This window comes from Pseudarthrobacter defluvii (assembly GCF_030816725.1).
GTDB lineage: Bacteria > Actinomycetota > Actinomycetes > Actinomycetales > Micrococcaceae > Arthrobacter > Arthrobacter defluvii_A.
In genome coordinates, this window is record NZ_JAUSYG010000001.1 from 2406964 (window position 1) to 2429941 (window position 22978).

At 59.4% G+C, this 22978-nt stretch carries 19 protein-coding genes and 1 pseudogene; 9 read left to right on the plus strand and 11 right to left on the minus strand.

Annotation, left to right across the window (positions count from 1 at the left end; translation table 11 throughout):
* Window positions 1-99: 99 nt before the first annotated feature.
* Window positions 100-2565, minus strand: coding sequence for a hypothetical protein (locus QF031_RS11355; protein WP_307427885.1), 2466 nt, complete (start codon window positions 2563-2565; stop codon window positions 100-102).
* Window positions 2566-2684: 119 nt separating this feature from the next.
* Here QF031_RS11355 and QF031_RS11360 point away from each other — a divergent pair.
* The 3 genes from QF031_RS11360 (at window position 2685) to QF031_RS11370 (ending at window position 6740) form a co-directional block, all read left to right on the plus strand.
* A protein-coding gene (locus QF031_RS11360) for an IS3 family transposase (protein WP_307427455.1) occupies window positions 2685-3829 on the plus strand; the annotation gives its coding sequence in 2 pieces (ribosomal slippage) (window positions 2685-2961 and window positions 2961-3829; 1146 coding nt in all).
* A 956-nt stretch (window positions 3830-4785) separates the two neighbouring features.
* Window positions 4786-5628 (plus strand): hypothetical protein, encoded by an 843-nt coding sequence (locus QF031_RS11365; RefSeq protein WP_307427887.1) that lies wholly within the window; start codon window positions 4786-4788, stop codon window positions 5626-5628.
* On the plus strand, window positions 5625-6740 hold the full coding sequence (locus QF031_RS11370) for a tyrosine/phenylalanine carboxypeptidase domain-containing protein (protein WP_307427889.1): 1116 nt from the start codon (window positions 5625-5627) through the stop codon (window positions 6738-6740). The genes QF031_RS11365 and QF031_RS11370 overlap by 4 nt, the downstream gene beginning before the upstream one ends.
* Before the next feature lie 431 nt (window positions 6741-7171).
* Here the strand turns inward: QF031_RS11370 and QF031_RS11375 are convergent, their stop codons facing one another.
* The 8 genes and pseudogenes from QF031_RS11375 to QF031_RS11410 form a co-directional block, all read right to left on the minus strand.
* Entirely contained in the window at window positions 7172-7342 is a 171-nt protein-coding gene (locus tag QF031_RS11375) for a hypothetical protein (protein WP_307427890.1), read from the minus strand.
* A gap of 42 nt (window positions 7343-7384) precedes the next feature.
* Window positions 7385-8317: a DEAD/DEAH box helicase gene (locus QF031_RS11380; protein WP_307427892.1), complete on the minus strand. Its 933-nt coding sequence runs from the start codon at window positions 8315-8317 to the stop codon at window positions 7385-7387.
* A 92-nt stretch (window positions 8318-8409) separates the two neighbouring features.
* Window positions 8410-9557 (minus strand): IS3 family transposase gene (locus QF031_RS11385; RefSeq protein ID WP_307422438.1). Its coding sequence is split into 2 segments (ribosomal slippage): window positions 8410-9284 and window positions 9284-9557, totalling 1149 coding nucleotides; the frame shifts between segments, so codons are not numbered across the junction.
* Window positions 9558-9636: 79 nt separating this feature from the next.
* Window positions 9637-10514, minus strand: a pseudogene (locus QF031_RS11390) (IS3 family transposase); the annotation flags it as partial.
* A 61-nt stretch (window positions 10515-10575) separates the two neighbouring features.
* A complete protein-coding gene (locus tag QF031_RS11395) occupies window positions 10576-12681 on the minus strand; it encodes a DNA methyltransferase (protein ID WP_307427894.1) in 2106 nt (701 codons plus the stop codon).
* 479 nt (window positions 12682-13160) lie between these two features.
* Window positions 13161-13595 (minus strand): SHOCT domain-containing protein, encoded by a 435-nt coding sequence (locus QF031_RS11400; RefSeq protein WP_307427896.1) that lies wholly within the window; start codon window positions 13593-13595, stop codon window positions 13161-13163.
* Between the two features lie 203 nt (window positions 13596-13798).
* The gene (locus QF031_RS11405) at window positions 13799-14467 is read right to left on the minus strand and encodes a recombinase family protein (protein ID WP_307427898.1); all 669 of its coding nucleotides are present in this window, start codon (window positions 14465-14467) and stop codon (window positions 13799-13801) included.
* A gap of 399 nt (window positions 14468-14866) precedes the next feature.
* Complete coding sequence (locus tag QF031_RS11410; protein ID WP_307427900.1) at window positions 14867-15598, minus strand: AraC family transcriptional regulator; 732 nt, start codon at window positions 15596-15598, stop codon at window positions 14867-14869.
* A 315-nt stretch (window positions 15599-15913) separates the two neighbouring features.
* On the opposite strand from QF031_RS11410, the gene QF031_RS11415 reads away from it, so the two are divergent.
* The 5 genes from QF031_RS11415 to QF031_RS11435 all read left to right on the plus strand — a co-directional run bounded on the left by QF031_RS11415 (window position 15914) and on the right by QF031_RS11435 (window position 20734).
* A complete protein-coding gene (locus tag QF031_RS11415) occupies window positions 15914-16153 on the plus strand; it encodes a hypothetical protein (protein ID WP_307427903.1) in 240 nt (79 codons plus the stop codon).
* A 204-nt stretch (window positions 16154-16357) separates the two neighbouring features.
* Complete coding sequence (locus QF031_RS11420; protein ID WP_307427905.1) at window positions 16358-18115, plus strand: hypothetical protein; 1758 nt, start codon at window positions 16358-16360, stop codon at window positions 18113-18115.
* A 206-nt stretch (window positions 18116-18321) separates the two neighbouring features.
* Window positions 18322-18492 carry a hypothetical protein gene (locus tag QF031_RS11425; RefSeq protein WP_307427907.1) on the plus strand — a complete coding sequence of 57 codons (171 nt, stop codon included), beginning with the start codon at window positions 18322-18324 and terminating at the stop codon, window positions 18490-18492.
* A gap of 599 nt (window positions 18493-19091) precedes the next feature.
* Entirely contained in the window at window positions 19092-19880 is a 789-nt protein-coding gene (locus QF031_RS11430; protein WP_307427909.1) for a hypothetical protein, read from the plus strand.
* A 518-nt stretch (window positions 19881-20398) separates the two neighbouring features.
* Window positions 20399-20734 carry a hypothetical protein gene (locus QF031_RS11435; RefSeq protein WP_307427912.1) on the plus strand — a complete coding sequence of 112 codons (336 nt, stop codon included), beginning with the start codon at window positions 20399-20401 and terminating at the stop codon, window positions 20732-20734.
* A gap of 26 nt (window positions 20735-20760) precedes the next feature.
* Here the strand turns inward: QF031_RS11435 and QF031_RS11440 are convergent, their stop codons facing one another.
* Window positions 20761-21216, minus strand: a complete 456-nt coding sequence (locus QF031_RS11440) for a GNAT family N-acetyltransferase (protein WP_307427915.1) — start codon at window positions 21214-21216, stop codon at window positions 20761-20763.
* Window positions 21217-21444: 228 nt separating this feature from the next.
* Between QF031_RS11440 and QF031_RS11445 the strand changes: the two genes are divergently transcribed.
* Window positions 21445-22152, plus strand: coding sequence for a hypothetical protein (locus QF031_RS11445; protein WP_307427917.1), 708 nt, complete (start codon window positions 21445-21447; stop codon window positions 22150-22152).
* Between the two features lie 66 nt (window positions 22153-22218).
* Here the strand turns inward: QF031_RS11445 and QF031_RS11450 are convergent, their stop codons facing one another.
* Window positions 22219-22905 (minus strand): DUF2625 family protein, encoded by a 687-nt coding sequence (locus QF031_RS11450; RefSeq protein WP_307427919.1) that lies wholly within the window; start codon window positions 22903-22905, stop codon window positions 22219-22221.
* Window positions 22906-22978 lie beyond the last annotated feature (73 nt).

Here is a 22978-nt window from a genome sequence, read left to right on the forward strand (position 1 = left end):
AGGACGCCTTGTGCGGCCACGGCACATTTACGAAGCTATTCCCGTTGCTTTCAGCAGGGCCGGACTCCCCGGCCGGTGCAGCGCCCGCCATTGCATGAATTAGCGCCCGGGGTTCAATTTGTACTCAGATACACTCCGCCATGCCTTTTGCTCTGTCCTATACCCCAAGGCCCCTGCGAGCTCTGCAAGATCCTTGGATGTCTTCAATTCGACAAATTCCTGATGGCTGCGCGCGGCCACGATCACGTCAGTTAGGAGTCTTTCGCGTTGGCCTTGGGTCGGCTGAACTGCCTTAGTTGTGAACGTCGAACTTAGCGTCCGGAGGAGCAAGTTGTACGCATAGTAGTCACGCTTTTTCAGGTGTCTCCTGAGTAGCTCCACCGCAGGAATGACCTGAGTGGGATCAGAAAGTTGATAAAGGACGTCAAACCTAAGTTGAAGGTCTGGATCCTGCCAACTCGCGACGTCACTCGGCCCGTAGTTCAACAACTTGCGAGCAACCTTGAGCTCACCGGCCGTTCTCATAGCCCTGGCTGCAGTGCGCCATGCGCCGTTGACAGCCCCCCCGAGGTGGACTGCTATTTCCATCAATTGATCCTTGGGAAGACCTCCCCTCTCTAGTTCTTGAGCAACTCGAAGGAAGAAATTAGTCAAGTCAAGCGTTTCTGAATCAATAGCAGCGGTCTTGAGCGGCCCCAGGAGCTGCAGATATTCCCTGTCTGCCAATATCTCGCTGCTCAACGCGTGATGCCGGACGCGGCTCGCTCCAAAGTTGAAGGCAGCGGCGGGAACATTCACCCAGCGAGGATCTTCCCTGCCCTCCGGACGTAAAACTTCCACCATGCTGCTTACGAGCAGTTCTTCAACGGCAGCTTCCACGTCAAGGTTTTCCTGGTTTGCGCTCCTCCGCTGCACCGCATCCAATGCGGCAAGCGGAACTACGCTGCGCCAACTGCAAAGCAGGAGGAAGGTGCGCTGGGCTCGAAGACTCAGACGCTCGAATGACCGCTGAAACAACGCATCAAGAATATCCTCCTTCTTGGCGAGAACGCGCTCAACCTTGTTCGGTATTTTGCCCTCTCTAGCAATATCGCCCAGCACTATTTTCACAACATACGGATGGCCAAAAGTCTCACGATGAAGTGAACGAGGAAAGGCTGGGTTGGAATTTAGGGTTGCCACAATACCTAGACGACTGGCGGTTGTTTCAACCAATTCTTGGAACTCATCAAATTCCATCCCCCCTATATCGATGGGGTATTGTCCTTTGAAATCGGTGAATCGGGTCGTTATGAGAAGCTTATTAGGCAGACGAAGATTGGACTTGAGTGAAGCAAAAAGCGCGGCCGGCTCGAGAATGGTTTCAAAGTTATCGAATACAAAAAGAGTCCGATCATCGATATTTCCGCGAAGGGCTGCTTTGAACGCTTCCGCTGGCTCATCTACGTTATAGCCCATTTCCTTTACAAGCTGGGCATAGGCGCCAGCTGCATCCCCGAAGCTCAAGACCTTGGGCTTCACGGGCACTGCCCCTTCAGCATCCATGAGATCGACATCCCTGGCGCTGAACCACAGTATAAGATCGAAGTCTCCACGCTCCGCAACAGTATGCAGGACTTGAAGAGCAGTTGATGTCTTACCGATCCCGCCAGGTCCGCCCAGTGTGATTATCGGATCAATCTCTGAATTCAAAAGTTCATCGAGGAGTTCATGTTCAAGTTCCGATCTTTCTACGTAGTCGGACTTACGCGGAGGAAGATTCCCCCAGGTGGCCCCTTGGAGGTCCAACTGAGCGAGGCCCTCCGACTCACTCGGTGACAGTAATGTAGGCTCAACACTGTAAGCGTGCCCATTGCATCTTTTATGTGATCCAGTAACATAGGACAGCGCCTCAAATGTATGGTCCTTGTCCTTGTAATGGCCGTTCGCGAAAAATACATCGGTTCCGCCGGGCAAGGCCTCTACTAGATTAACCGGCAGCGCCTTTTCACCATGCAAAATGAAAAGTCCGCCTGTAGGAAGATTTGCTGGCAATTCGCGATCAAGCGAAGTAAGGGGGAGATACCTTACTGACCCCGTATGTGTCTCGTGAGCTAGGACCCAGGGGAGATTCAGAAGTCGTAACTCTCTTGACAGCAGAAACAAGGCGTCGGCCAGTGGGGTCACCGCGCTCGACACTTGTCCTAGAACCTGGGCCCCATGGTCATACTTATTCCTGATGTTCGTAAAACGGGTAAAAAAGGAAATAATGGCCGATTTCTCCGTTCGGATAGAGCCACTTGGTACGCCCAATGATTGTTCTGTGGTCTCAAGCAGTCTTAACACATGGGCCTGCCACTCCTCTGCGGCGACACTGAATCGCTGCGTAACTTGCGCCATGAGTGAACTCGCGTCTTTTCTGAAGGCGGTTTTCGCCGGACCGGTAACCAAACGCTGTAGCTCATATGACCAGGCACCAACACCCGTAGCCCGGACAAGGCTGTACTCGGCCTCGTAACGGAAATGGTGGTCACGCTCGTTGTCGAGCAGAGACAGGGCGTTGACTAGCGCTACCTTCGTTAGCATTTCCCCATAACGAAGCAAGGCCTTGAAGTACGCAACATCTCCGTCAACCGCTTGGGACTGCCCCCAGTTTTGTTGACTCCTTAACCTAGCGAGCTTGTGCTCGTGGAAGGATGTTGACCATGCCCACGGCTTATGGGGCGGAGTTCCGCCAGGATGTTATTGATGTGGCCCGCAAGGGCGAGGCGCCGCTGGCGCAGATCGCGAAGGACTTCGGGCTCTCGGTCACGACGTTGAAGCGCTGGATTGCCATCGCCGAACGTAAGGAATCCGGGGCCGGCCCTGCGGCCGCGGAGTCGGCCGAGATGCGGGAGCTGAAGAAGCGGAACCGGTTGTTGGAGCAGGAGAATGAGATTCTGCGCCGGGCGGCTGCCTATCTGGCAAGGGACATCAACCCAAAATGACCTACCCGCTGGTCACGGATCTTGCCGCTGACGGTGTTCCCGTGGCGGTGACCTGCAGGGTGTTGGGATTCAGCAAGCAAGGCTACTACCGGTGGAGGGCCAGCCCGGTGACAGACCGGGACTGGATCGATGCGCACCTCGTCAACGCCGCCCTGGACATCCACACCGACGACCCGGCCTTCGGGTACCGGTTCATCGCCGACGAACTCCCGGAGAAGGGCATCGTGGCGGGCGAGAACAGGGTCCAGCGCCTGTGCAGGGACCACGGCATCTGGTCGGTGTTCTCCAAGAAACGGGGCCTGAACCGTAGACCTGGGCCGCCGGTCCACGACGATCTCGTGGAGCGGGACTTCACCGCCGCAGCGGCGAACCAGCTGTGGCTGACCGACATCACCGAGCACCCCACTGCCGAGGGCAAGCTCTACCTCTGCGCGGTCAAGGACGTCTATTCCGGAAGGATCGTCGGCTACTCGATGGACTCGCGGATGAAGTCCTCACTGGCCGTCGCCGCACTGGAGAACGCCGTGCGGGCACGGCGCCCGGAAGGGACCGTGGTTCACTCCGATCGCGGTTCACAATTCCGGTCACGCCGGTTCGTCGAATCACTCCGTCACCACGGGCTCACCGGCTCGATGGGCAGGGTCGGTGCGTGCGCCGACAACGCCGCAATGGAATCGTTCTTCTCGCTGCTGCAAAAGAACGTCCTGGACCGTCAGCGGTGGCTCACCCGACAGGACCTCCGGCTGGCCATAACAACCTGGATCGAGAGAACCTACCACCGCCGGCGACGGCAAAGACGGCTGGGAAAACTCACGCCCATCGAATATGAAACAATCAACCGGACCGCGCTCACAGCGGCCTAAGACCCGGAGTCAACAAAAGCCGGGGCAGTCCCCTTCATTCGAGACTCGCTCTTGCATCAGCTCGATAGGCGTACGCATCCACCTAGGCTCGCACAGATTGAGCCTGATGTCAGCGGGGCGGGTCAATAGGCACGTTGCGCACGATTCAGGGGCAACTCCCGCGCAGACGAAGAAGTATCTGGATCCCCTACACAATCGGCAGCGCAATGATCTGGCCGGCCCAAACACCAGGGAATTTCACACCGCCAAGAGAACACGCGGAAGGAATGTCCTCATCGCCGATCGAATGGATCTCACGCTCGAACGCATCCCACTTCACTTCTCAGTGGAAGCGCCAACTTGGAGAGGCAGAGGCAGTACCACCCACAGAGGTTTGAATGGTTAAGCACCACCTTCAGGGGGTACGTGGATTACTTCCCCTTACACGACCTCATCGAGCCTAGCTCCGAGTGTCAGGAGATCGAGTACTTCCTGAAGCCGAACGGACCGATCCAACCAGGGGCAGTGTTAAGTCGGGATCTTCCTGCCAAGCCCTGCTCCCCACCTCCTCGCCGCCAGGGAGCACCCCCAAACTAAGTGGGCGAGAATCTGTCGGGAGGGGAGTTCTTTCAGCCGTGGGAGGATGTCGCTTGGCAAGCCAACCCTGCCCCATCGATGCCGAGCTCGGCTCCTAATCCCGGTCTGAACCTTCATTGGACCACGCTGTGGTGGTGCACATACCGAATCGAACGCGTACGATCAACGCATGTCAGCCGTCCAGGTTGGGAAAAGCCCATACGATGGTATGCGCATCATAAACATGCGCGCTCCACGCCATCGTTCAGAGCCGAGTTGCAATGCCGGCCTCTGAGCGAAGGCGCGAGCCGAACTGGAAGAAAAAGCCAGACGGGCTTTTGAAGCTCTTAACCACGAAAAGTCGCGGTCGTCTGATTGCTTGGATAGCTGGTCTCTACGCAGTGCCAATCGTTTTGTTCGCGATCCTCTACGAATGGCTGGACCTTCTGCGCGACAACGGAAGCCCCATTCAAAACTACGGTCAAGCTCTCTTCTTCAGTCTGATAATCCAGGCGAGCGGAGGATTCTTGGACATTACGACGTCCGGACCTTTGGGTCGTTCATTAGTTGCTACTCAGGTGTTAATTGGATTTTCGTGGGCTGCCTTCCTTCCTGCCATTATCCTTATTCGCTTAACCAACCCGGACACACGCAGCCTATATTTCGCCCACAAAATGGCCTTCAATCCAGATACCGGCCAATTCGCTATCCGATATGTTAGCTTCTCCCGCTTGTTGATTTTTAACACCAACCTCACCGTCTGGGCGCGGATCCCAAAGCCGAATAGTGGGGCTTGGAACAATCTCCCGGTGCAGGTGCGATCTTCTGTGGAGTCGAAGCATCGATTTGGCAACATACGCCCAGAGACGCCATTCATCGTCTACACAGACCCCAACAGAGACGCCTTCGCGCGATTTCCGAAAGATATTGAAGAAGTCTTCTTGGATCCGGAGCACTTCAAGGGGTTCAAAAAAAAGAGCATTAAAAATGACGCAATCGTTACCATCGACGTCGCGGGCGGCACCAATGCGGGTGCAGTCCACGCATTCCACGAGTACAGGTACAGCGACATAATCTGCGGCGTTCCCGTCAACGTGCAGGATCGTCTCGGAGGACCCAAAGACTGGAGAAAATTCAACCAGTTTTATGACCTACGCGATTCTGAAGACGGCCAAGTGAAGTGCTTCCAGTGTCAATACCACCCGAGATGTAGCCTCGTCAATAAGTACGAAGGAGCACCGTGAACAGCTCAATCAACCAGCTGGCTAAAACATACAGTGAGCTAGTGGCGAGGCTGAAAGTCGACCAGTACGAGGTGCCTTTGAACCTGGCAGACGAGGGCAGGCTCGTTGAGAAAGCCTATCAATCTGGGTTGAGTCATAATCCTGAGTTCCAGTTCACGCCGGTCTCGGAACAGGCGATTGATGAACTCCTGCAATTCCGGATCACCATGACTGCATTCGACAACCCCTGGGTTCTTCTGTTGGCCACCACAGTGGACTACATGATTCAAACACTCATGGACTGCCGCGCCCACAACTCGACGGCAATCACGACGCGAACCGTTGCAATGTTCGGCGATGTTTCGGCTGCCACTCTGGGCGTGGCCGAGACAGAACTTGAAGCGCCCTACGCGGCAACTACTGAGGAATCGAACTTGGACGCGAAAGGCCTAGCGGATGTCTTTCGTCGCGCGTTGTCGGCAGTATCGCTTACAGACTGGTCAATAACCGTCGAGCCCCGCATGAACGCCATGTTGGATGTAAGCAGCGAGCGTCGCGAGATCCGCATTAGAGGGGGGTCGTTGTTCGGCCGCACCATGGTCACCCGTCTCCTCGTGCACGAAATTGGCTGTCATGTATTCCGGTCGGCGTCGGGCCAGCGCCAACCGATGCGACTCGCCGGATTTGGGCTGGGCGACTACTTGTCCACGGAGGAGGGGCTAGCTGCCTATCTCGAAGATAAAAGTGGTCTCTACGATGCGGTCGACTCGCGGAGGTTTGCTCTGCGATATTTGGCCGCGTCGTGCGCCCTCGAGCACGGGTTCTTTGACGTCTATAAGGAGCTGAGAGCACATGCAGATCACACACAAGCCTTTGAGACCGCAGCTCGCTCAAAACGGGGGATAGCAGACACGTCGCAACCCGGCGCTCACGTGAAGGACAAAGTCTATTTCGAAGGCCTGAAGCTCGTTTCCGACCACTTGAAAGAACACCCGGACGACCTACCGCTCCTTTACACGGGCAAGGTTTCCCTGAGCATGCTCCCTTTGGTTAGGGAGTCCATCGGGCGGGGAGAGCTCAATCAGGGCGAATTCCAGCCGGAGCAAATCCCGCTGCTTCTCGCGACTCTTTAGTCATCGTCGTCCGTTCTGACCTCTATGGCGTACACCGTGGCAAGTCTGCAGAGCACTTACCTTGCCTGGAATAATCGGTGATCCGCTCGTAATGCCGTCTTTCGTCCTAGTAAATCCGCTGCCACTACGAACCGCTTCTCCCGAGGTATGCGGCCGGCGGTGCGGCTGAAGAGCTTGGTACCTGAAGCTCCGGAACCACAGGGTGCTGCCGCGCCTGGCGGCTTTCAGAGGCTTTGGCAGCACCGCGAACCCGAGGCGACTCAATTCCTTGACTCCTGTTGATGCCGAGGCGATCGTTGTCTTTGCTTCCCATGTGAAATTCAAGAAGCAGCGGCCCTCGAGGTTCAGGAGTGGACTTCGGTTTTGCTTCGGAGAAAAGGCCGCAGAGGCGGAGTCCTGGCATGCGAGACTTGCCCCACCTCGAACTCAGCTTATGTGCGTTCGATAAGCTTCTTGAGCTGAGCGTCGTAGACGTAGTCGGTGATCTCGCCGGACATGATCATTGCGACGGCCTTGTTGATGATCTCCATCGGCACCACGAACCACTCCGAGGGGTCGTAGTCGCGTCCTTTCCGGTCGACCTGCGTTAGGTCCAGACGCACCTCGGCGAACACCCGGTGCAGAAGGTGCTCCAGCCACGAGGCTCAATCATCGCCGTCAAACTTCTTCGTCTTGAAGGTGAAGTTCTGCGCGAGCACCTGCTCCATGAGGAGCGATGCGGTGATGGCCTTGAGCATGTTGTTGACCGAGACCTTCACTTCGCCCTGCGAGGCGTCGGGCTCGGCGATGAGGTTCGTGAACTGCGCGTGGGATTTGCCGGGGCTGTCACGGGTGACCCGGCCGATGATCTGGATGACCTCGGTGAGCGAAGCTCGGTAGCCGACAGTGAGAGCGTGCTCGGCGAAGGGCCAGTCGAAGCCCTCCTTGGCCATGCCCAGCGCGATGATGATGTCGACCGCATCGCGGTCCTTGGACGCTGCGTGGGCCAGGTAGTGAAGCGTGTCGCCGCGCTTCTTCTGGTCGGTGTCGTCGACGAGGTCGGCCACGCGGAGGATGGCTCCAGTGTCCTGCCGGTGCACGCGGATGATGCCGGTATCCGGATCGGTTCCATCGACGTGGCCGATGACGTCGATGATGCGACCGACTTCCTCGAGCTTGTCCTTTGTGGACTCCCCTGAGTTGACGCTCGGAATGTGCACGATGGTCTTCTTGTCGAGGTCCAGCACTTCACCGATCGCGTCGGTGTAGCGGCCCTGGTAGAAGTGGTGGCCGATGCCGAGCGAGTGCAGGTGCTCGTATCCGTTGAGCTGGTCGTAGTAGTTGAAGGTGACCGGCGTGAACTTTGCTTCGTCCTCTGGCGAGAGCACCGGGACTGAGTCCCCGCGGAAGTAGGATCCCGTCATCGCGACGATGTGGACATCGCTGCCGTTCATCACGTCGCGCAGGAGAGCGCCGAGCCGGCTCGACTCGGTGTCCGCGGAGACGTGGTGGAACTCATCGATAGCGAGCACCGTGCCGTTAAAAGACTCCGGTGCCAACCTCTCGAACGCGAAGCGGAGCGTCGCGTGAGTGCACACGAGCGTTGCCTCCGGCCCCTCGAGGAAGCTGATAAACGCGTCGACCTTGCCTGCCGAGGAGCCTGGTTGGACCCCCGTTAGCAGTCCAGCGCCTATGCGATAGCTAATTGGTTTTCTTGCGTCCAGTTTTCCCAGTAGCGCTTCGGCGTCATGCCGTTCAGGGATCCATGGGGCCGTTCATGATTGTAGATAGCTTTCCATTCGTCGGCCAAATACTTGGCTTCGGCCATGGTGTCCATGATTTCTCCGGAGAGTTGTTCCCTTCTGAACTGGGCGTTGAAGGACTCGATGAAGCCGTTCTGCCAGGGTGATCCCGGGTCAATGAAGGCGGTATCCACGCCGGCGGTGTTGCACCACTCAATCAGTGCGGCGGCGGTGAATTCGGGCCCGTTGTCACACCTCACGTAGGTCGGGGCGGTGCCGGTCTCGGCGATGATGTTCTCCAACACAGCGACCACGTCGGCGGCCTTGAACGACCGGCGCGGAATGACCGCCAGCGCCGTGCGGGTGTATTCGTCGATGACGTTAAAGAACCGGATGTGCCGTCCGCAAGAGGTCACATCGGACTGGAAGTCGAAACTGACCACATGCATCGGGTACTGGGCAGTTAGGCGCTTCTGTTCACCGGCGCCGGGCCCGGTCCGGCGCTTCTTCCTCGCCCGGGGTTTACAGACCAGGCCTTCATCGCGCCAGAGCCGTCGCACCCGCTTCCTGTTCAGCACCACGCCGTCCCACTCAGGCTGAGCCAGCAGGTGCCAGCGCACCTTCCGCCAGCCCCACGCGGGGTGCTGCCCGGCGACGGCGCGCAAGGCTGCACGGAGCCGGGCTTCCTCAAAGCCCATATCGGGCTTCTTCTTGCGGAACGCGGACCGGTTCTGCCCCAGCACCGCGCACGCGAAACGCTCGGACGCCCCGAACTTCTCCACCGCCATGCGCACGGCACGACGGCGGGGTTCGGGGCTCAGAATTTTCCCTTGGCCACCTCGTTCAGGATGTCGATGGCCAGTTCCTTCTCCGCCAGCAGCCGCTTAAGCCGGGCGTTCTCTTTCTCCAGCTCCTTGGTCCGTTTGGACGCCTCGGCGTTCTTCTCGGACCCGTACTGGTTCAACCACCGATACCAGGTCGCCTCGGTAACCTGGAGCTCCTTGATTACCTCGACCATCGGGCGCCCGTCATTGAGCATCTTCTGGCCCTGCCGGACCTTGGCGATGACCTGCTCAGGGGTGTGTCTGCGTGCCATGATTCGTGAATTTCCTCCTGCGTCCATTCTCGGACACGAAACTCACACAAACACTGGACTTCTATCTGGGGACCCAACCAAGTGCGGCGGCGGTGAATTCGGGCCCGTTGTCACACCTCACGTAGGTCGGGGCGGTGCCGGTCTCGGCGATGATGTTCTCCAACACAGCGACCACGTCGGCGGCCTTGAACGACCGGCGCGGAATGACCGCCAGCGCCGTGCGGGTGTATTCGTCGATGACGTTAAAGAACCGGATGTGCCGTCCGCAAGAGGTCACATCGGACTGGAAGTCGAAACTGACCACATGCATCGGGTACTGGGCAGTTAGGCGCTTCTGTTCACCGGCGCCGGGCCCGGTCCGGCGCTTCTTCCTCGCCCGGGGTTTACAGACCAGGCCTTCATCGCGCCAGAGCCGTCGCACCCGCTTCCTGTTCAGCACCACGCCGTCCCACTCAGGCTGAGCCAGCAGGTGCCAGCGCACCTTCCGCCAGCCCCACGCGGGGTGCTGCCCGGCGACGGCGCGCAAGGCTGCACGGAGCCGGGCTTCCTCAAAGCCCATATCGGGCTTCTTCTTGCGGAACGCGGACCGGTTCTGCCCCAGCACCGCGCACGCGAAACGCTCGGACGCCCCGAACTTCTCCACCGCCATGCGCACGGCACGACGGCGGGGTTCGGGGCTCAGAATTTTCCCTTGGCCACCTCGTTCAGGATGTCGATGGCCAGTTCCTTCTCCGCCAGCAGCCGCTTAAGCCGGGCGTTCTCTTTCTCCAGCTCCTTGGTCCGTTTGGACGCCTCGGCGTTCTTCTCGGACCCGTACTGGTTCAACCACCGATACCAGGTCGCCTCGGTAACCTGGAGCTCCTTGATTACCTCGACCATCGGGCGCCCGTCATTGAGCATCTTCTGGCCCTGCCGGACCTTGGCGATGACCTGCTCAGGGGTGTGTCTGCGTGCCATGATTCGTGAATTTCCTCCTGCGTCCATTCTCGGACACGAAACTCACACAAACACTGGACTTCTATCTGGGGACCCAACCACGCTCGATTCGCGAGGCGATGTCGGCATTAGCTCGCGCTGTAGTCTGGTCCCGATCCGAAATCCACAAGGCATATCGATCCTTACCCTTAATGAACTCGTCCGAACCCAGGAATGACTTGACGAATTTTGCGGCGCTCGCGTCGCTTCGGATGCTGTCTGCTTCGGCAGGGCTTAGCACAAGATTGCCGCCGTCAAGCGGCATGCTTCCCGAGCGCATCACCGGGAGGCCATTTCGCGGCTTCGTCGATTTGGACACATAGATCGTGGCGGCGTCAACCAGGTACCCATTTATGTTCTGGGCCGCGATCTGAAGCCCATCGGTGAAGATGAACTTCTCTCCCATCCGCCCCGCTCGAAGGTTGATTACAGCGACCGTAACGCCAGCATTCCTCTTGGCGTTGTTTTCCCATTTAAAGGACGTGTGCGCGAAGCCGATCTCAATGCCTTTATCGAAGATAGTCGGGAACATCAACCCGACGTGTTCGCCTTGAGATACTGAATTAGTGGTCACAAATGCGAGCTCTGCTTGTGTCCCGGCAATGTAATCGGCACCTTTGACGAACCAGAGCGCAATGTAATCGAGGTTCTTGTTGAAAGGGCGATTCCCGAATACAAACGGGAAGTCGGCCTTCATCTCGGTGGTCTGATACTTCGCCCCTTTGTACGGCGGGTTGCCGATCAGATAGATCTCCTCGCCGTCGTTGGGACAGACATCGTTCCAGTCGACGCGGGTTGCGTTACCCTGCTTTATTTGGCCGGTCTCCTTGAGCGGGATCAGCGGGATCGAGATGTTGAACTTCTCCTTGAACTCAGTGTTCATCTGGTGCTTGGCGATCCAGAGGGAGAGGATAGCGACCTCGACAGCGAAGTCGTCGATCTCGATCCCGTAGAAGTTCTCGATATTGATCCTCGACTCGGCGAACAGCACGAGGTGCTTATTATCCAGTTCGGCCAGCCGTTCCAGAATCGCGTGCTCGAGCTTGCGCAGTTCCTTGTAAGCGATGATCAGGAAGTTGCCGGAGCCACAGGCTGGGTCGAAGACCTTGATGGCGCTGATCCGGTCGAGCAAGGCTTCGAGCTTTTTCACGGAGTCGAAGCTCTCGTCGAGGTCGTCCTTCAAGGCGTTGAGGAAGAGTGGCTCGATTGTCTTGAGGATGTTAGGCACCGAGGTGTAGTGCTGGCCGAGATCGCTGCGCTTTCCGGGAGTGACAATTGCCTGAAACATCGAGCCGAAGATGTCCGGGTTGATCTCGCGCCATATGAGTTTGCCGGCGTTGATGAGCTCTTCTCGCGCCTTCTTGGTGAACATCGGCACCACGTGTTCCTCGGACATCGTGAACAGTCGGCCGTTGACGTAGGGAAACGCCGCGAGATGTTTGGGCTTGTCGGAGGCGTCTGCTGTGTCCAACGCCGTGAACAGGTCTGTGAGGAAGTCCGCGGTGTCCGAGCCGTCGTCCTGGGTGTGGGACCCGACGGCATTGGTGAACTGGCTCTCGGCAAAGATACCCGTGTCTTCGGCGAAGTAGCAGAACAGCAGACGAGTGAAGAACAGATTAAGCGCGTGGCGTCCACGTGGTTGCTTAAGAAGATCAGGGTTCGCCTGAAGCAGCTCATCGAACAGCTTGCCCATGCGTTCGGCAGCCTTGACGTCCGCATGTGTTTCGGCGACGTACTGCGCCTTCTCCATCCCCGCCCAGGGCAGGAAGAAGGTGAAGTGCTGGTCGATGTCCCTGATCGGGAACCCGATTGTCTCTCCCGTCTTGGTGTCCATGGCCACGAGCTCGTCATAGTCGGTGACTATCACGAAGCGCGTGCTGAAGCGCACGACGTCAGGAGACGACTTCAGCTCCTCCAAGACCTCGAGGGGGTCCCCTGTCGTCTCCTTGAAGTAGACGACCTTCTTCTGCGCGACCTCGGTCGCAGGGTTGGCTGCGACGTTCAGATCGCCGGTGCGCAGGCGAGTGACGCTGCTCTGAGGCTTTCCGTAGGCGAGGAGCAAATCGAAAATGAACTCGCGGTCGTACGTCTGACCGCCGGCGAGCGGCGCGACGCGCTCTTCGATGGCTTTCAGATTTAGCCTTGCCACGTACTTATCCCTTGTGCGTATGCGACTCCGTCAACGGTCACACGGCGTTTGGCACACATGCGCCTGTCCTTGAGTCTGGCTAAATTGCAGTCTGCGGACGACCACGGTTCACACAAGTTGCTACTCCTTACACGGCAGGGCGGGACAAACTGCCCTTCGTGATCTTATCCGGACATGGCCGCCGCTCATTTTCCCTCACCGCGTCACGCGACGGCAGTCTCATCGATATTGTCGACGCCATAGTCGAAGCCCTCCTGAAGGTGAGTGTCGTCATTCCACCGGATCCCAGAAGCCCGCACGAAGTCCGGCGGGAAACTCAGCCGGAGTAGTTGGACTCTCGGCACAAGCAACGCCCATGTCCGCGGGTACCGGCACCCCCTTCACCCACCCCCATTCGTACCGGCCTCGCGGCAGCCTTGCACGCCCTGCCGCTCCCTGACTGTTACTTTGCCACTGGCGTATCAGTCGGTCGGGGCCGCTCAGCCCAGAAGACGCGCCTTTTGCGTCGCGAACTCGGTATCGGTCAGCACGCCGGCATCTCGAAGTCCTGCCAGCTTGGTCAGTTCGTCCGCAATCAGCCTTGGGTCTAACAACGCCGGCGCCGCATCAGGAACATCGTGGTCGCGCTGCCCGAAATCAGGGTGGGCCCGGAACCATTCTTCGATTTTCCTGGCAGTGGACTTGCCCACACGTGCCGACGCCAATTCTGTGCCGTGACCAAGAAGTTTCAGCGTCAGGTGATAGTCGGCGTCCCTGGTGTAAGAGAATCCCGTGATGTCCGCTATCGCCACAAGGAACTCCGGTGTGATGTTCCTGTAGGAGGCCGTACCATCGCCGTTGTCGATGAGGCTTCCGTTTCCGAAGCCAAGTTTGAACACCTGTTCTGCCATCTGATCCCCCTTGAAGCCTTCCACGGACTCATGCCAGTCGCAGATTTGTCGCCATCATATTGCGGTTTCTCCGTGAAGGGGCCGTGTCGCAGCTTTTGTGTTCCGGATCAGTCGAGGGGTACAAGACCGGCGCTGCGGGGACCTAAATGGGAGAACCGCTCAGGCATTCGACAGCAGCGCGACGTTTTAGACGACATGCATCCAGGCGGGAGTGCAGATGCGTAGGCCTACCTGCGGGCGGGCACCCGCTTCTTCTTCGCGTAGCCGGACTTCCCTGGGCCGACTGCCAGCTCCGTTTCGTTCGGCGTCGGCGGCTCGGTGCCGTACATCTTCAGGTAGCGGTACAGGGTGGCCCTGGACCAGCCGACCGTCTTGGCGGCCCGGTCTGCAGTCTTGCCCTCGGAGAGCAGTCGGCGCGCTGTCTCGATCTTGTCCTCGACCGTGGTTTCGTCCACCGGCTGCTGGCCGAACTTCACCCCGCGGGCTTTGGCCGCCATGACCTCGGCCCGCACCCGCTCGTTGATGAGTTCCCGCTCGTATTCAGCCAGCGTGGCAAAGAGGCCGAGCTGGAGGCGACCCGAAGCTGTACTCGGGTCGATCCCGTCGACCAGGGAACGCAGCCCGATGCCGCGCTCCTGCATCTCGGCGACAGTATTAAGGACGTCAATCAGGGACCGGCCGAGTCGGTCAATCCTGTAGACGATCACCGTGTCCCCTTCGCGGGCGAACGCCAGCAGCGCGGACAGGCCGGGCCGCTCCTTGGCCGCCTTCGCGCCCGAGAGCTGATCGAAGTAGATGTACTTCTCCTCGACGCCGGCTTCGAGCAGCGCGTCCCGCTGTGCGGCGCCGTGCTGGTCGGTCGTTGACACCCTCACGTATCCCAGTAGCAGTCCCATGCGCACATGCTAGTGCTGGGGTGTGTCAAAAAGCCTCGAGACTTTGTGAGACGCTGCGGTGAGACAGGTTTGGTGAGACACTTCTGGCCCCTAAATACCCGGTTTTCCGGGGTTGGGGTCAGGTCTTATCAAGCTAGTCTTTGTGAGACGGCGGCAGAGACGCGCTCCGCATCTGCTGTCATTTTCAGAAGTCGCCTGCAGTGCGTGTCAGAAGTCGTCTGCACTGCAATCCCGTCCGCCTGGTCGATCTGGCTCGCAGCGTTCTTGTTTCCGTGTGGGCGCGAGGCGTCTCCAGTGATCGGATTCCAGGTCGGTAGTGGCCCTCAGCCGCGTATTCGTGGCGCGGCCGCTATGAATATGCACGTTGCCACCGGTGGTCGTGCCCTTGAGCTGAGTTGACTACTCCTGGTCCCGGCTGTGGGAGGCTGCCAGTGCTGACGGGCGGGAATCGCCGAGACGTTCGATGGTGAACGTCGGTGACAGGCCGCTGAACGCTTGAAAGTCGTGGACGAGGTGCATCTGATCGTGGTATCCGCACTCAGCTGCTATGTCGAGCCACGACCGGTCGGGTCTTCCTACCCGCGCGTCGAGGGCAGCTTGGAAGCGGGCAACTCGAGCGAAACGCTTGGGCTGCATCCCCATCTCGCGCAGGAAGGATCGCTCCAGCTGCCGCACGCTGACGTTCATGTGCATAGCCAAGTCGGGGATGGCGATCTGCCCGCCGTGCCGTGCCAGCCATGACGCTGCCGCTGTGGTGGGCGTCTCCCCGTGACCCAATGCCGCAGCACGATAGATGAATTTCGCTGCAGCCCTTGTCCGCTCGGCGAAGCCAGGCAGTTCGGCCAGAATGTGCCAGAGTTCCACTATGGGCGCTCCGAGCACATCCTCCGCGTCGTAATCCGTTTCCATCACCGCCCTGGTCGGCACCCGGAAGAGAGTCCACAGCGCCGCCGGCTGCAGAAAAATGGCGAACGAATCGATGCTTCCCTCGAATCTGAGGCTGTTGCCGGCCTGCGTGTGGGGGCCCATGAGCCCAAGCGGGCGGCCGGGCTGAAAACCCGCCGCGGCCGAACCCAGGATTAGGGGGCCGGCGAACTCGAAGTTGATGACAGTCTCCAAAAAGGCCGGCATCGGCTGGACCTCAACGACTCCGGTTACGGTGCGCTGAGCGAACGCGCGAACGAACGGCCGTAGCACCGGCGGGGCGGGGGCAGACTGCACTAGGTGCATCGCGGCTACACCTCCCCCGTGGTCGCACAGCCTGTCGCTTATTTACTAGGCAAGACAGGCGGTGCGGGCGAATGATGACTGTGATCGAAGTTTCGCGGATTAACGAATAAAGAGCAATGCCTAGGTACCGCCCACCGGCCACTCCCGCTTTAGAAGAATTGGGTTTCATCCACAAGAGATTGGTGTGATTATGTGCGTCGCGGCCATGCCGCATCCATGGCCCTCTTCACGGGGCTGTCGGCGGTAGCCACTCAGCGCCTGGCCGAGACCGACTCTGAGGAACTGCGCACGCTCGTGGCCGGACGCGTGCATATGGCCCGCTTCGTACTGGACCTGCTGAACGGCGACGGACTGACGTCGGCGCAGGAGATGGAAAGCAGGCTCGCGGGGCGTTTGATTCAAAGGCTCAACGTGAGCGGCCGTCACTGGCGGCCGCTGTCAGGGCTCGTCCCGTAACCGCAGGAACTCGCTTCCTTTCATGAGGATGGCGCCTCCCGATCTGACCGCTTTGCAATGAAACGAGAAACCCATGAAACGCACCAAACGGACCGTTGTGCTACGCCTTGCCCCTGCCCTCGCCGCCGCCCTGTCCGGGAGCCTGGCCGCCCCCGTCCAGACCGCCCCCCAATCGGGCTTGAATTGGGTTCACGGAGGTATGTCATGAGTGATTGGAACGGGGACTGGTTCCCCCTGCCAGGCCAAGCGGTCTTCGGGGAACAGCAGCAGGTCGCGGCTCTTTCCCGGGCACCGGGGAATCTGGACCTGTTCGTGATCGGCTACGACCACCACATCTGGAGCACCTTCTGGACCGAGGGCGGCGGCTGGAACGCGGACTGGTTCCCCCTGCCAGGCCAAGCGGTCTTCGGGGAACAGCAGCAGGTCGCGGCGGTATCCCGTGCACCGGGGAATCTGGACCTGTTCGTGATCGGCTACGACCACCACATCTGGAGCACCTTCTGGACCGAGGGCGGCGGCTGGAACGCGGACTGGTTCCCCCTGCCAGGCCAAGCGGTCTTCGGTGAACAGCAGCAGGTCGCAGCGGTATCCCGTGCACCGGGGAATCTGGACCTGTTCGTGATCGGCTACGACCACCACATCTGGAGCACCTTCTGGACCGAGGGCGGCGGCTGGAACGCGGACTGGTTCCCCCTGCCAGGCCAAGCGGTCTTCGGGGAACAGCAGCAGGTCGCGGCGGTACCCCGTGCACCGGGGAATCTGGACCTGTTCGTGATCGGCTACGACCACCACATCTGGAGCACCTTCTGGACCGAGGGCGGCGGCTGGAACGCGGACTGGTTCCCCCTGCCAGGCCAAGCGGTCTTCGGGGAACAGCAGCAGGTCGCAGCGGTATCCCGTGCACCGGGGAATCTGGACCTGTTCGTGATCGGCTACGACCACCACATCTGGAGCACCTTCTGGACCGAGGGCGGCGGCTGGAACGCGGACTGGTTCCCCCTGCCAGGCCAAGCGGTCTTCGGTGAACAGCAGCAGGTCGCGGCGGTATCCCGTGCACCGGGGAATCTGGACCTGTTCGTGATCGGCTACGACCACCACATCTGGAGCACCTTCTGGACCGAGGGCGGCGGCTGGAACGCGGACTGGTTCCCCCTGCCAGGCCAAGCGGTCTTCGGGGAACAGCAGCAGGTCGCGGCGGTATCCCGTGCACCGGGGAATCTGGACCTGTTCGTGATCGGCTACGACCACCACATCTGGAGCACCTTTTGGACGTGGAAGTGGAATCGGCTGCAGCTTCGTCTTCGCGGGTTTAGTGAGATCGAATCGACGGACAATTTTCTACAGGGCGCCAGTGACGAGGTATACCTGAGTGCGATCAGCACGGACTCAGCGGCAGCGGTCGTCGGGCCTGACGGCAAGCCTTCCATTGACGTAATCCAAAGCGGGAGGATCGGAGACGTCTCGGACGACGAGGTCCGCGGCCCGTGGCAGCAAAATCCCTACGTACTGGTTGAGTTCAACCTCAACCGGCCCGCCAGCCGGCCACGTACATTCAGCGTCACGTGGCTCATCGTCGAGGAGGATAGCGAAGACTTGGCCAAGGCGTTCAATAGGCTGTACGAGCAGGTCGGCGGAGAAGTCAGGCAGGCGGCCGTCACTGCTGTCGCGGCTACCGTCGGAGGAATTGCCGGAGGAGCGATCGGCAGTGTGATCATGCTCCCCGGAATTGGCACCGCGATCGGCGCCGCTGTCGGCGCTCTCGCCGGCGCGGCCTTCGACGGCATCATCGATACCATAAGGGAGGGGCTGGACAACGAGGTATTCACTCCACGCACGATCATTTTGGAGGTACCCGCTGCGGAGGATCTCGGCAATCATCCAGTCGTCGGCACGCTACAGACTCTCGACATCGAAGAACGCGGCGCCAAGTACGTCATTGAATACGACTGGCACCTGGCCTAGCTAAGTCCGCGCCGGGGTGGCAGGTTGGTTCTCCTGCCACCCGGACGTTCCGGCTTAGGCGGTTGTGTTAGGGTCTTCGCCGGGCTTGCCCTTTCGATGACGGTGCTGTGCCGTGTCCGGGTCCCCCGGTAAGAAATTTCGCGCTGCAGGAGGCCTCCCTCCTACTCGATGAGTCTGGGGACATCGGCGCGCCAAGCGATACCATCATGGGCCAGCAACAGATGATGTCCAATGCATTCCCGCATCTCGCCCCGATGGCGGTCAAACACATCCTGCAGCCGGGTTACGCCTACGGGAACGAGTTCCAGTTCGGGCTGCGGCTCATCATGGACAGCATCGAGATCGCATTTGCCGCGGACGTCGCTGTTCGCTCATAGAGTCCCGTCGCGTCCGGCGACGCCGTAAGACGTCCAGCGTCGAGATTTGACGTCCGTCCCCGCCGCCACCTCGGCGCTTAAGCACACAACGATGAGAGCGGGAGCACCATGAAGAGTCGGAGTTGCGGTGCTCTCACAAATGAAGGATTCCGAGAAGGCATCGAATCGAGAATCCCCGGCTCGATGACTCATCGAAGTGGCACGACGTCCTGCATGTGACTTTCGGCGATAAGTGGCGGCGTTCTGGCGGCGCTATTTGGCGCATGAGCTGAGCAGCCCGCAAAGGGATCCTTTACCGGACGCTGCCATATTCTGCCCAAACCACGCCCGATATGCTGCGACGCCGGTTAGTCTGCGTGTATGAAGCCTCGCGGAACTCTTATCGCTGCTCTAGTGCTGGTGATTATCGTGGTTGCAGTAATTGTGGCTTGGACAAGTTTCGGTGACCGCCCAAGCCCCATGACCACTACGGCGCTCAGCAGCGCCCGGTAACCGATCCTCTAGCGAAAACCTTTCCTGAGGGAAGCAGCTTCAAGACCATCGGCGGTGATTGAGAGGACCCATCCGGGGAGTCGACAAACGTTGCTATGGTGCCAATCATGGGGATCACCGAAACACAGCGCGCAGCTCTGACCCAGATGCTCGACACAGCGGCCGACCTCGACCGTTGGCGACTCAGGGCTCACCGAGTGGAAGAACCTGAGCCCGGAAGCGAGCTCGCGGTCGACGATGGGATCTTCCAGCGCATGGCAATCAGCCAGCTTGCACGGCTATCTCTTATCGCCGCGGGCGAACACCTTCGCCTCGCACTCGACGCCATCCAGGCGAAGCAGCTGTACACCTCGTCACATTTCACGGTGCTGCGAGGAGCCCTGGTCGGCGCATCTCAAGCCGTATGGATCTTGGGACCCCAGGATCGCGATGTGCGCCGGGAGCGAGGTCTGACCGTCCTCACAGAGATGTACGTCCAAATGGACAAGTACTACGGCTTTCTCGACAGCACGCAGCTCAAAACCGTCGATCGCGCGAGCCTCGAAGATCAACGAGTGTGGCTGAGCGAGCGCCGTGATGACGTCGCCTCGATCAGGAGCACCAAGGCGACCCTGAACCTCACTGAGGTCACAGGCGTCGCGGCTGATCACGCTTTCGCGGATACTACGTCTCGCGACGCGGTCCGACGAATGTGGCGCGAGATGAGCGCCGACGCTCACGTTCTCGGCTGGTCGCTCTTTCAACGGACAACCTTCGGGCCGGCTGACCGACGCACGGGCGTTGGCGAGGGGTCAGCCCCACGTAGCCCGGAGCATGTCGCGGAGTCGTTTCTGGCCTCGTACCGACTGCTGAGGTGTGGGTGGTCGTTGTTCGACCGCCGCTGCGAGGGGCCGTAGAGACGGACTGACCACGCTTTCGGCCCGCGTCTGCAACCCGCACGTCAAGGGATCCTTCAGCGGACATTAGTGCCCATCAAGCAACATCGATCTAAGTTCTCCTGCACGGGAAGCCATGGTCCGGCGCTGGCTTAGGGTGAACCTTCTCACCTGTAGGTCGATGACCGCCCGACTGGCCACGGCTCCGATGCCCAACAGCTCACCTACACGACGTATTGCTTCATCCACGTTCTCCGAATCGTCAACCACCTGGAACACCTAATCGCGCCGGTCCAGGGCCTGCAAAAGAGCCTCAAGTGTTGCTAACTCGTCCCTCGTATGCCGCTCATCCTCATCCATGCCGCGATTCTTGCACGGGCAGAAGCCTCGAAGCATTTTTCGTCCAGTTTGCGGATCCTTTACCGGACGTGTGCTGGTACTCCCTTGCCATTAGGGTTGGTCGGGCCGTCCCGGGCAGCTGTTGGAAGAGTGACTACGGGGCCAGCACGGGCTCATTCCCCAGTGCCTAGAATGCAACCATGTTCACGTCCAACTTGACCATCGTCCGTCAGAGCGGCATGGATCTCACGGTCCAGACTTTGGAGACCACAGAGACCAATCTCCTCATTCGCCTCAGATCAGAGGCCCGAATTCCAGCCAGGCATAGGGCCGCGATAACTCTTGCAGCGGCGCATGACCGATTTACGCTCACCGATGGAAACGGCATGACGCTGATGACCGCGCATATGAACTCGCTTTCAGACGGACCCTTCGGAGGAATCCTCTACCTGGCCTTCCCGTCAGATGACCAGTTCGATCTAGGCACTCCGCTGACACTCAAATCCGAGAACGCCGAGGTGATATTTCAACTCTGACGCAAACGCGCGCGATTGAGGATCTGCTATCGGGATGCCGCAAAGAGAATGAGCTCAGACCGGCCGTCGTCCGCGGTCACTCCGCGGATCTCCAAGAATCGAGCGACCGGCCGGAAATTGAGAGTCTCGTGCATCCTGATGGATGCCGTGTTGTGTTCGTTCGTGAAGTAGTAAGCGATTGAAGCCCGAGACCAGATCCATTCCAATCTCGCCCGGGTGAGGGCAGAACCGACTCCTCGCCGGCGGAATCCCGGAGCGACCACCACGCCCCCAAGATAGTGGCCCGCAGGAGAGCTGCCTTCGGGATCCGGGTGGAGATGTGTCTTGGCCACGCCGACGACCTCGCCCTGTGCGACGGCCACCAATACGACTCGGTCGTTCCTGGTGGCGATCATCTCGCTGGTCCAGCGTGTTCTGCCGCTGGCATCACAGACCTCAGTCACATCTCCCAGGTCATCCAGGGTGGCTTCACGAATCTGCATGGCCACAGCGTACCGGGCGAGCCGAAACGTGCCCCTTCGTTCCTGCCCGTAAGCCGGTCCTCCACCGGCCGCTATTCGCTCCTGTGGAGCGCCGGTCAAAATGTCATTTTCCGAAGTCGTCTACACAAGATGTCCACAGTCGTCTGCACAGCCACTGCATGTCCGGAGTGCGGTAAAGGATCGGCTTAAGGTCGGTGCACGTCGTGGTTACGAGGCAGAATGATGGCCATGGGGAATGATGACGCAGCGCCAAGACAAGTTCAGCTCAGGAATTGGGACGTTGAGCTCTCGCTCCTGGAAGGGCCGGGCGCTGCTTGGGACGACATCGTGTCCGCCTGGTTGCCGGCAGAGAACAGGCTTCCACCGAGAGCTCCGTATGACTTTCCGCCGAATGGCTGGAGAATCGTTCACACCTTCCACCCGGAATGGGCCCACGAAGCCATGATCCTGGGCGCCCCATCCCAGGGGGAACCCGATAGGTGGGTGCTTGTTCAACTGTCCCGAGACGACAAGGGTTGGCAGTTTGCCATGCCCTTCTCCAGCTGTGGGCCGATTCCCACCAAAGAGGAACGCCGGTCTGGACTGCGTCTGGACTGGGCAAAAGCAACCTATTCAATGGCGATGGGATCTATGCCTGAGATCACCGTCGTCCTTGTCAACGAATCATTGCGGGAGTGGATGCCCACTGAGGAAGACACTTCCCATGTCCAGGGCCTAGTGCTGAATCAACACGGCGAGCAAATCGGAAACGGCTGGTACGCCACAGGAAGCACCCCACGGTTACCTAGCCTGCAACCAGGACAGGAAACAACGCTTCCAGCGTTTCGAAATAATCCCGAACTCCGGAGCTTGGGTGCTGGCGAATACCAAGTGGTGGCCTTTCTAGCCGCTTTGAACCTTCGGACAGTCGTCCCGGCAAAACTCACAATCGAGTAGCGTACGGACTACAATCCTGACAGTGAGAGTGCCCGCTGAAGGATCCTCCACCGGGCGGGCAGAAGTTTAGTTTGACTCTGGTCTGAGGCTGTTGGCCATTTGTGCATTCAGATAGAGCAGTTCCCGAAAGGGAACTGCCTTTCTTGCCGCCGTCGTAATGTTGCGGCCCTCTTCTGTGAAGAGGAACGGGTAGACGCTGATGCCTTCGTCAATGGACAGAGCTGCGACTTCTTCTTCCCATCCCGGCCAGCGCAGTTCCCGGTAAAACTCCGCGGCTCCTGCATTCAGCAGCCACTCAACGAATGCAGTGTGGCCGGCCCCCAAAGGAGTCGACTCCAGAGTGTCCGGCCGCCAGTAGCAAACTTCTCCGGGTTCGGCGGGGAGATCATCGTGATTGATAGCGAAGACTCCACCCAGGACGTCGTAGGCGATCACAAGATGGCCTGGGGGCGCCTCGCGATGGTCGGGATCACCCAGAGCGTTGGCTGTAGCGATGTCCTCCATTCCCTTAGCGCCGGCGCCGAGAATCCGCACCCACCCGTGATCGACGACGAGAGCTCCGCAGTTCGATGCAATCGCTCCAAGCGTCGACGCGGCGGTCACCTGCAACCGGAATAGCACGTTCCCTTTGGCGGTTTCGTCAGCTGGCACCACTTTGAAATCGACGGATGAGCTGGCCAAGAGCGCGTTTAGCCGGGGCCACGCTGGAGAATCGACGCTCAGAAGCTCATCCGCAGATCGTGTTGGAGTCATGATCAGATGCTGTCACAGGCTGCGCTGGATAAGTTGTTTCGCCTGCAGAAATACACTTCCCGGACCAGTATTC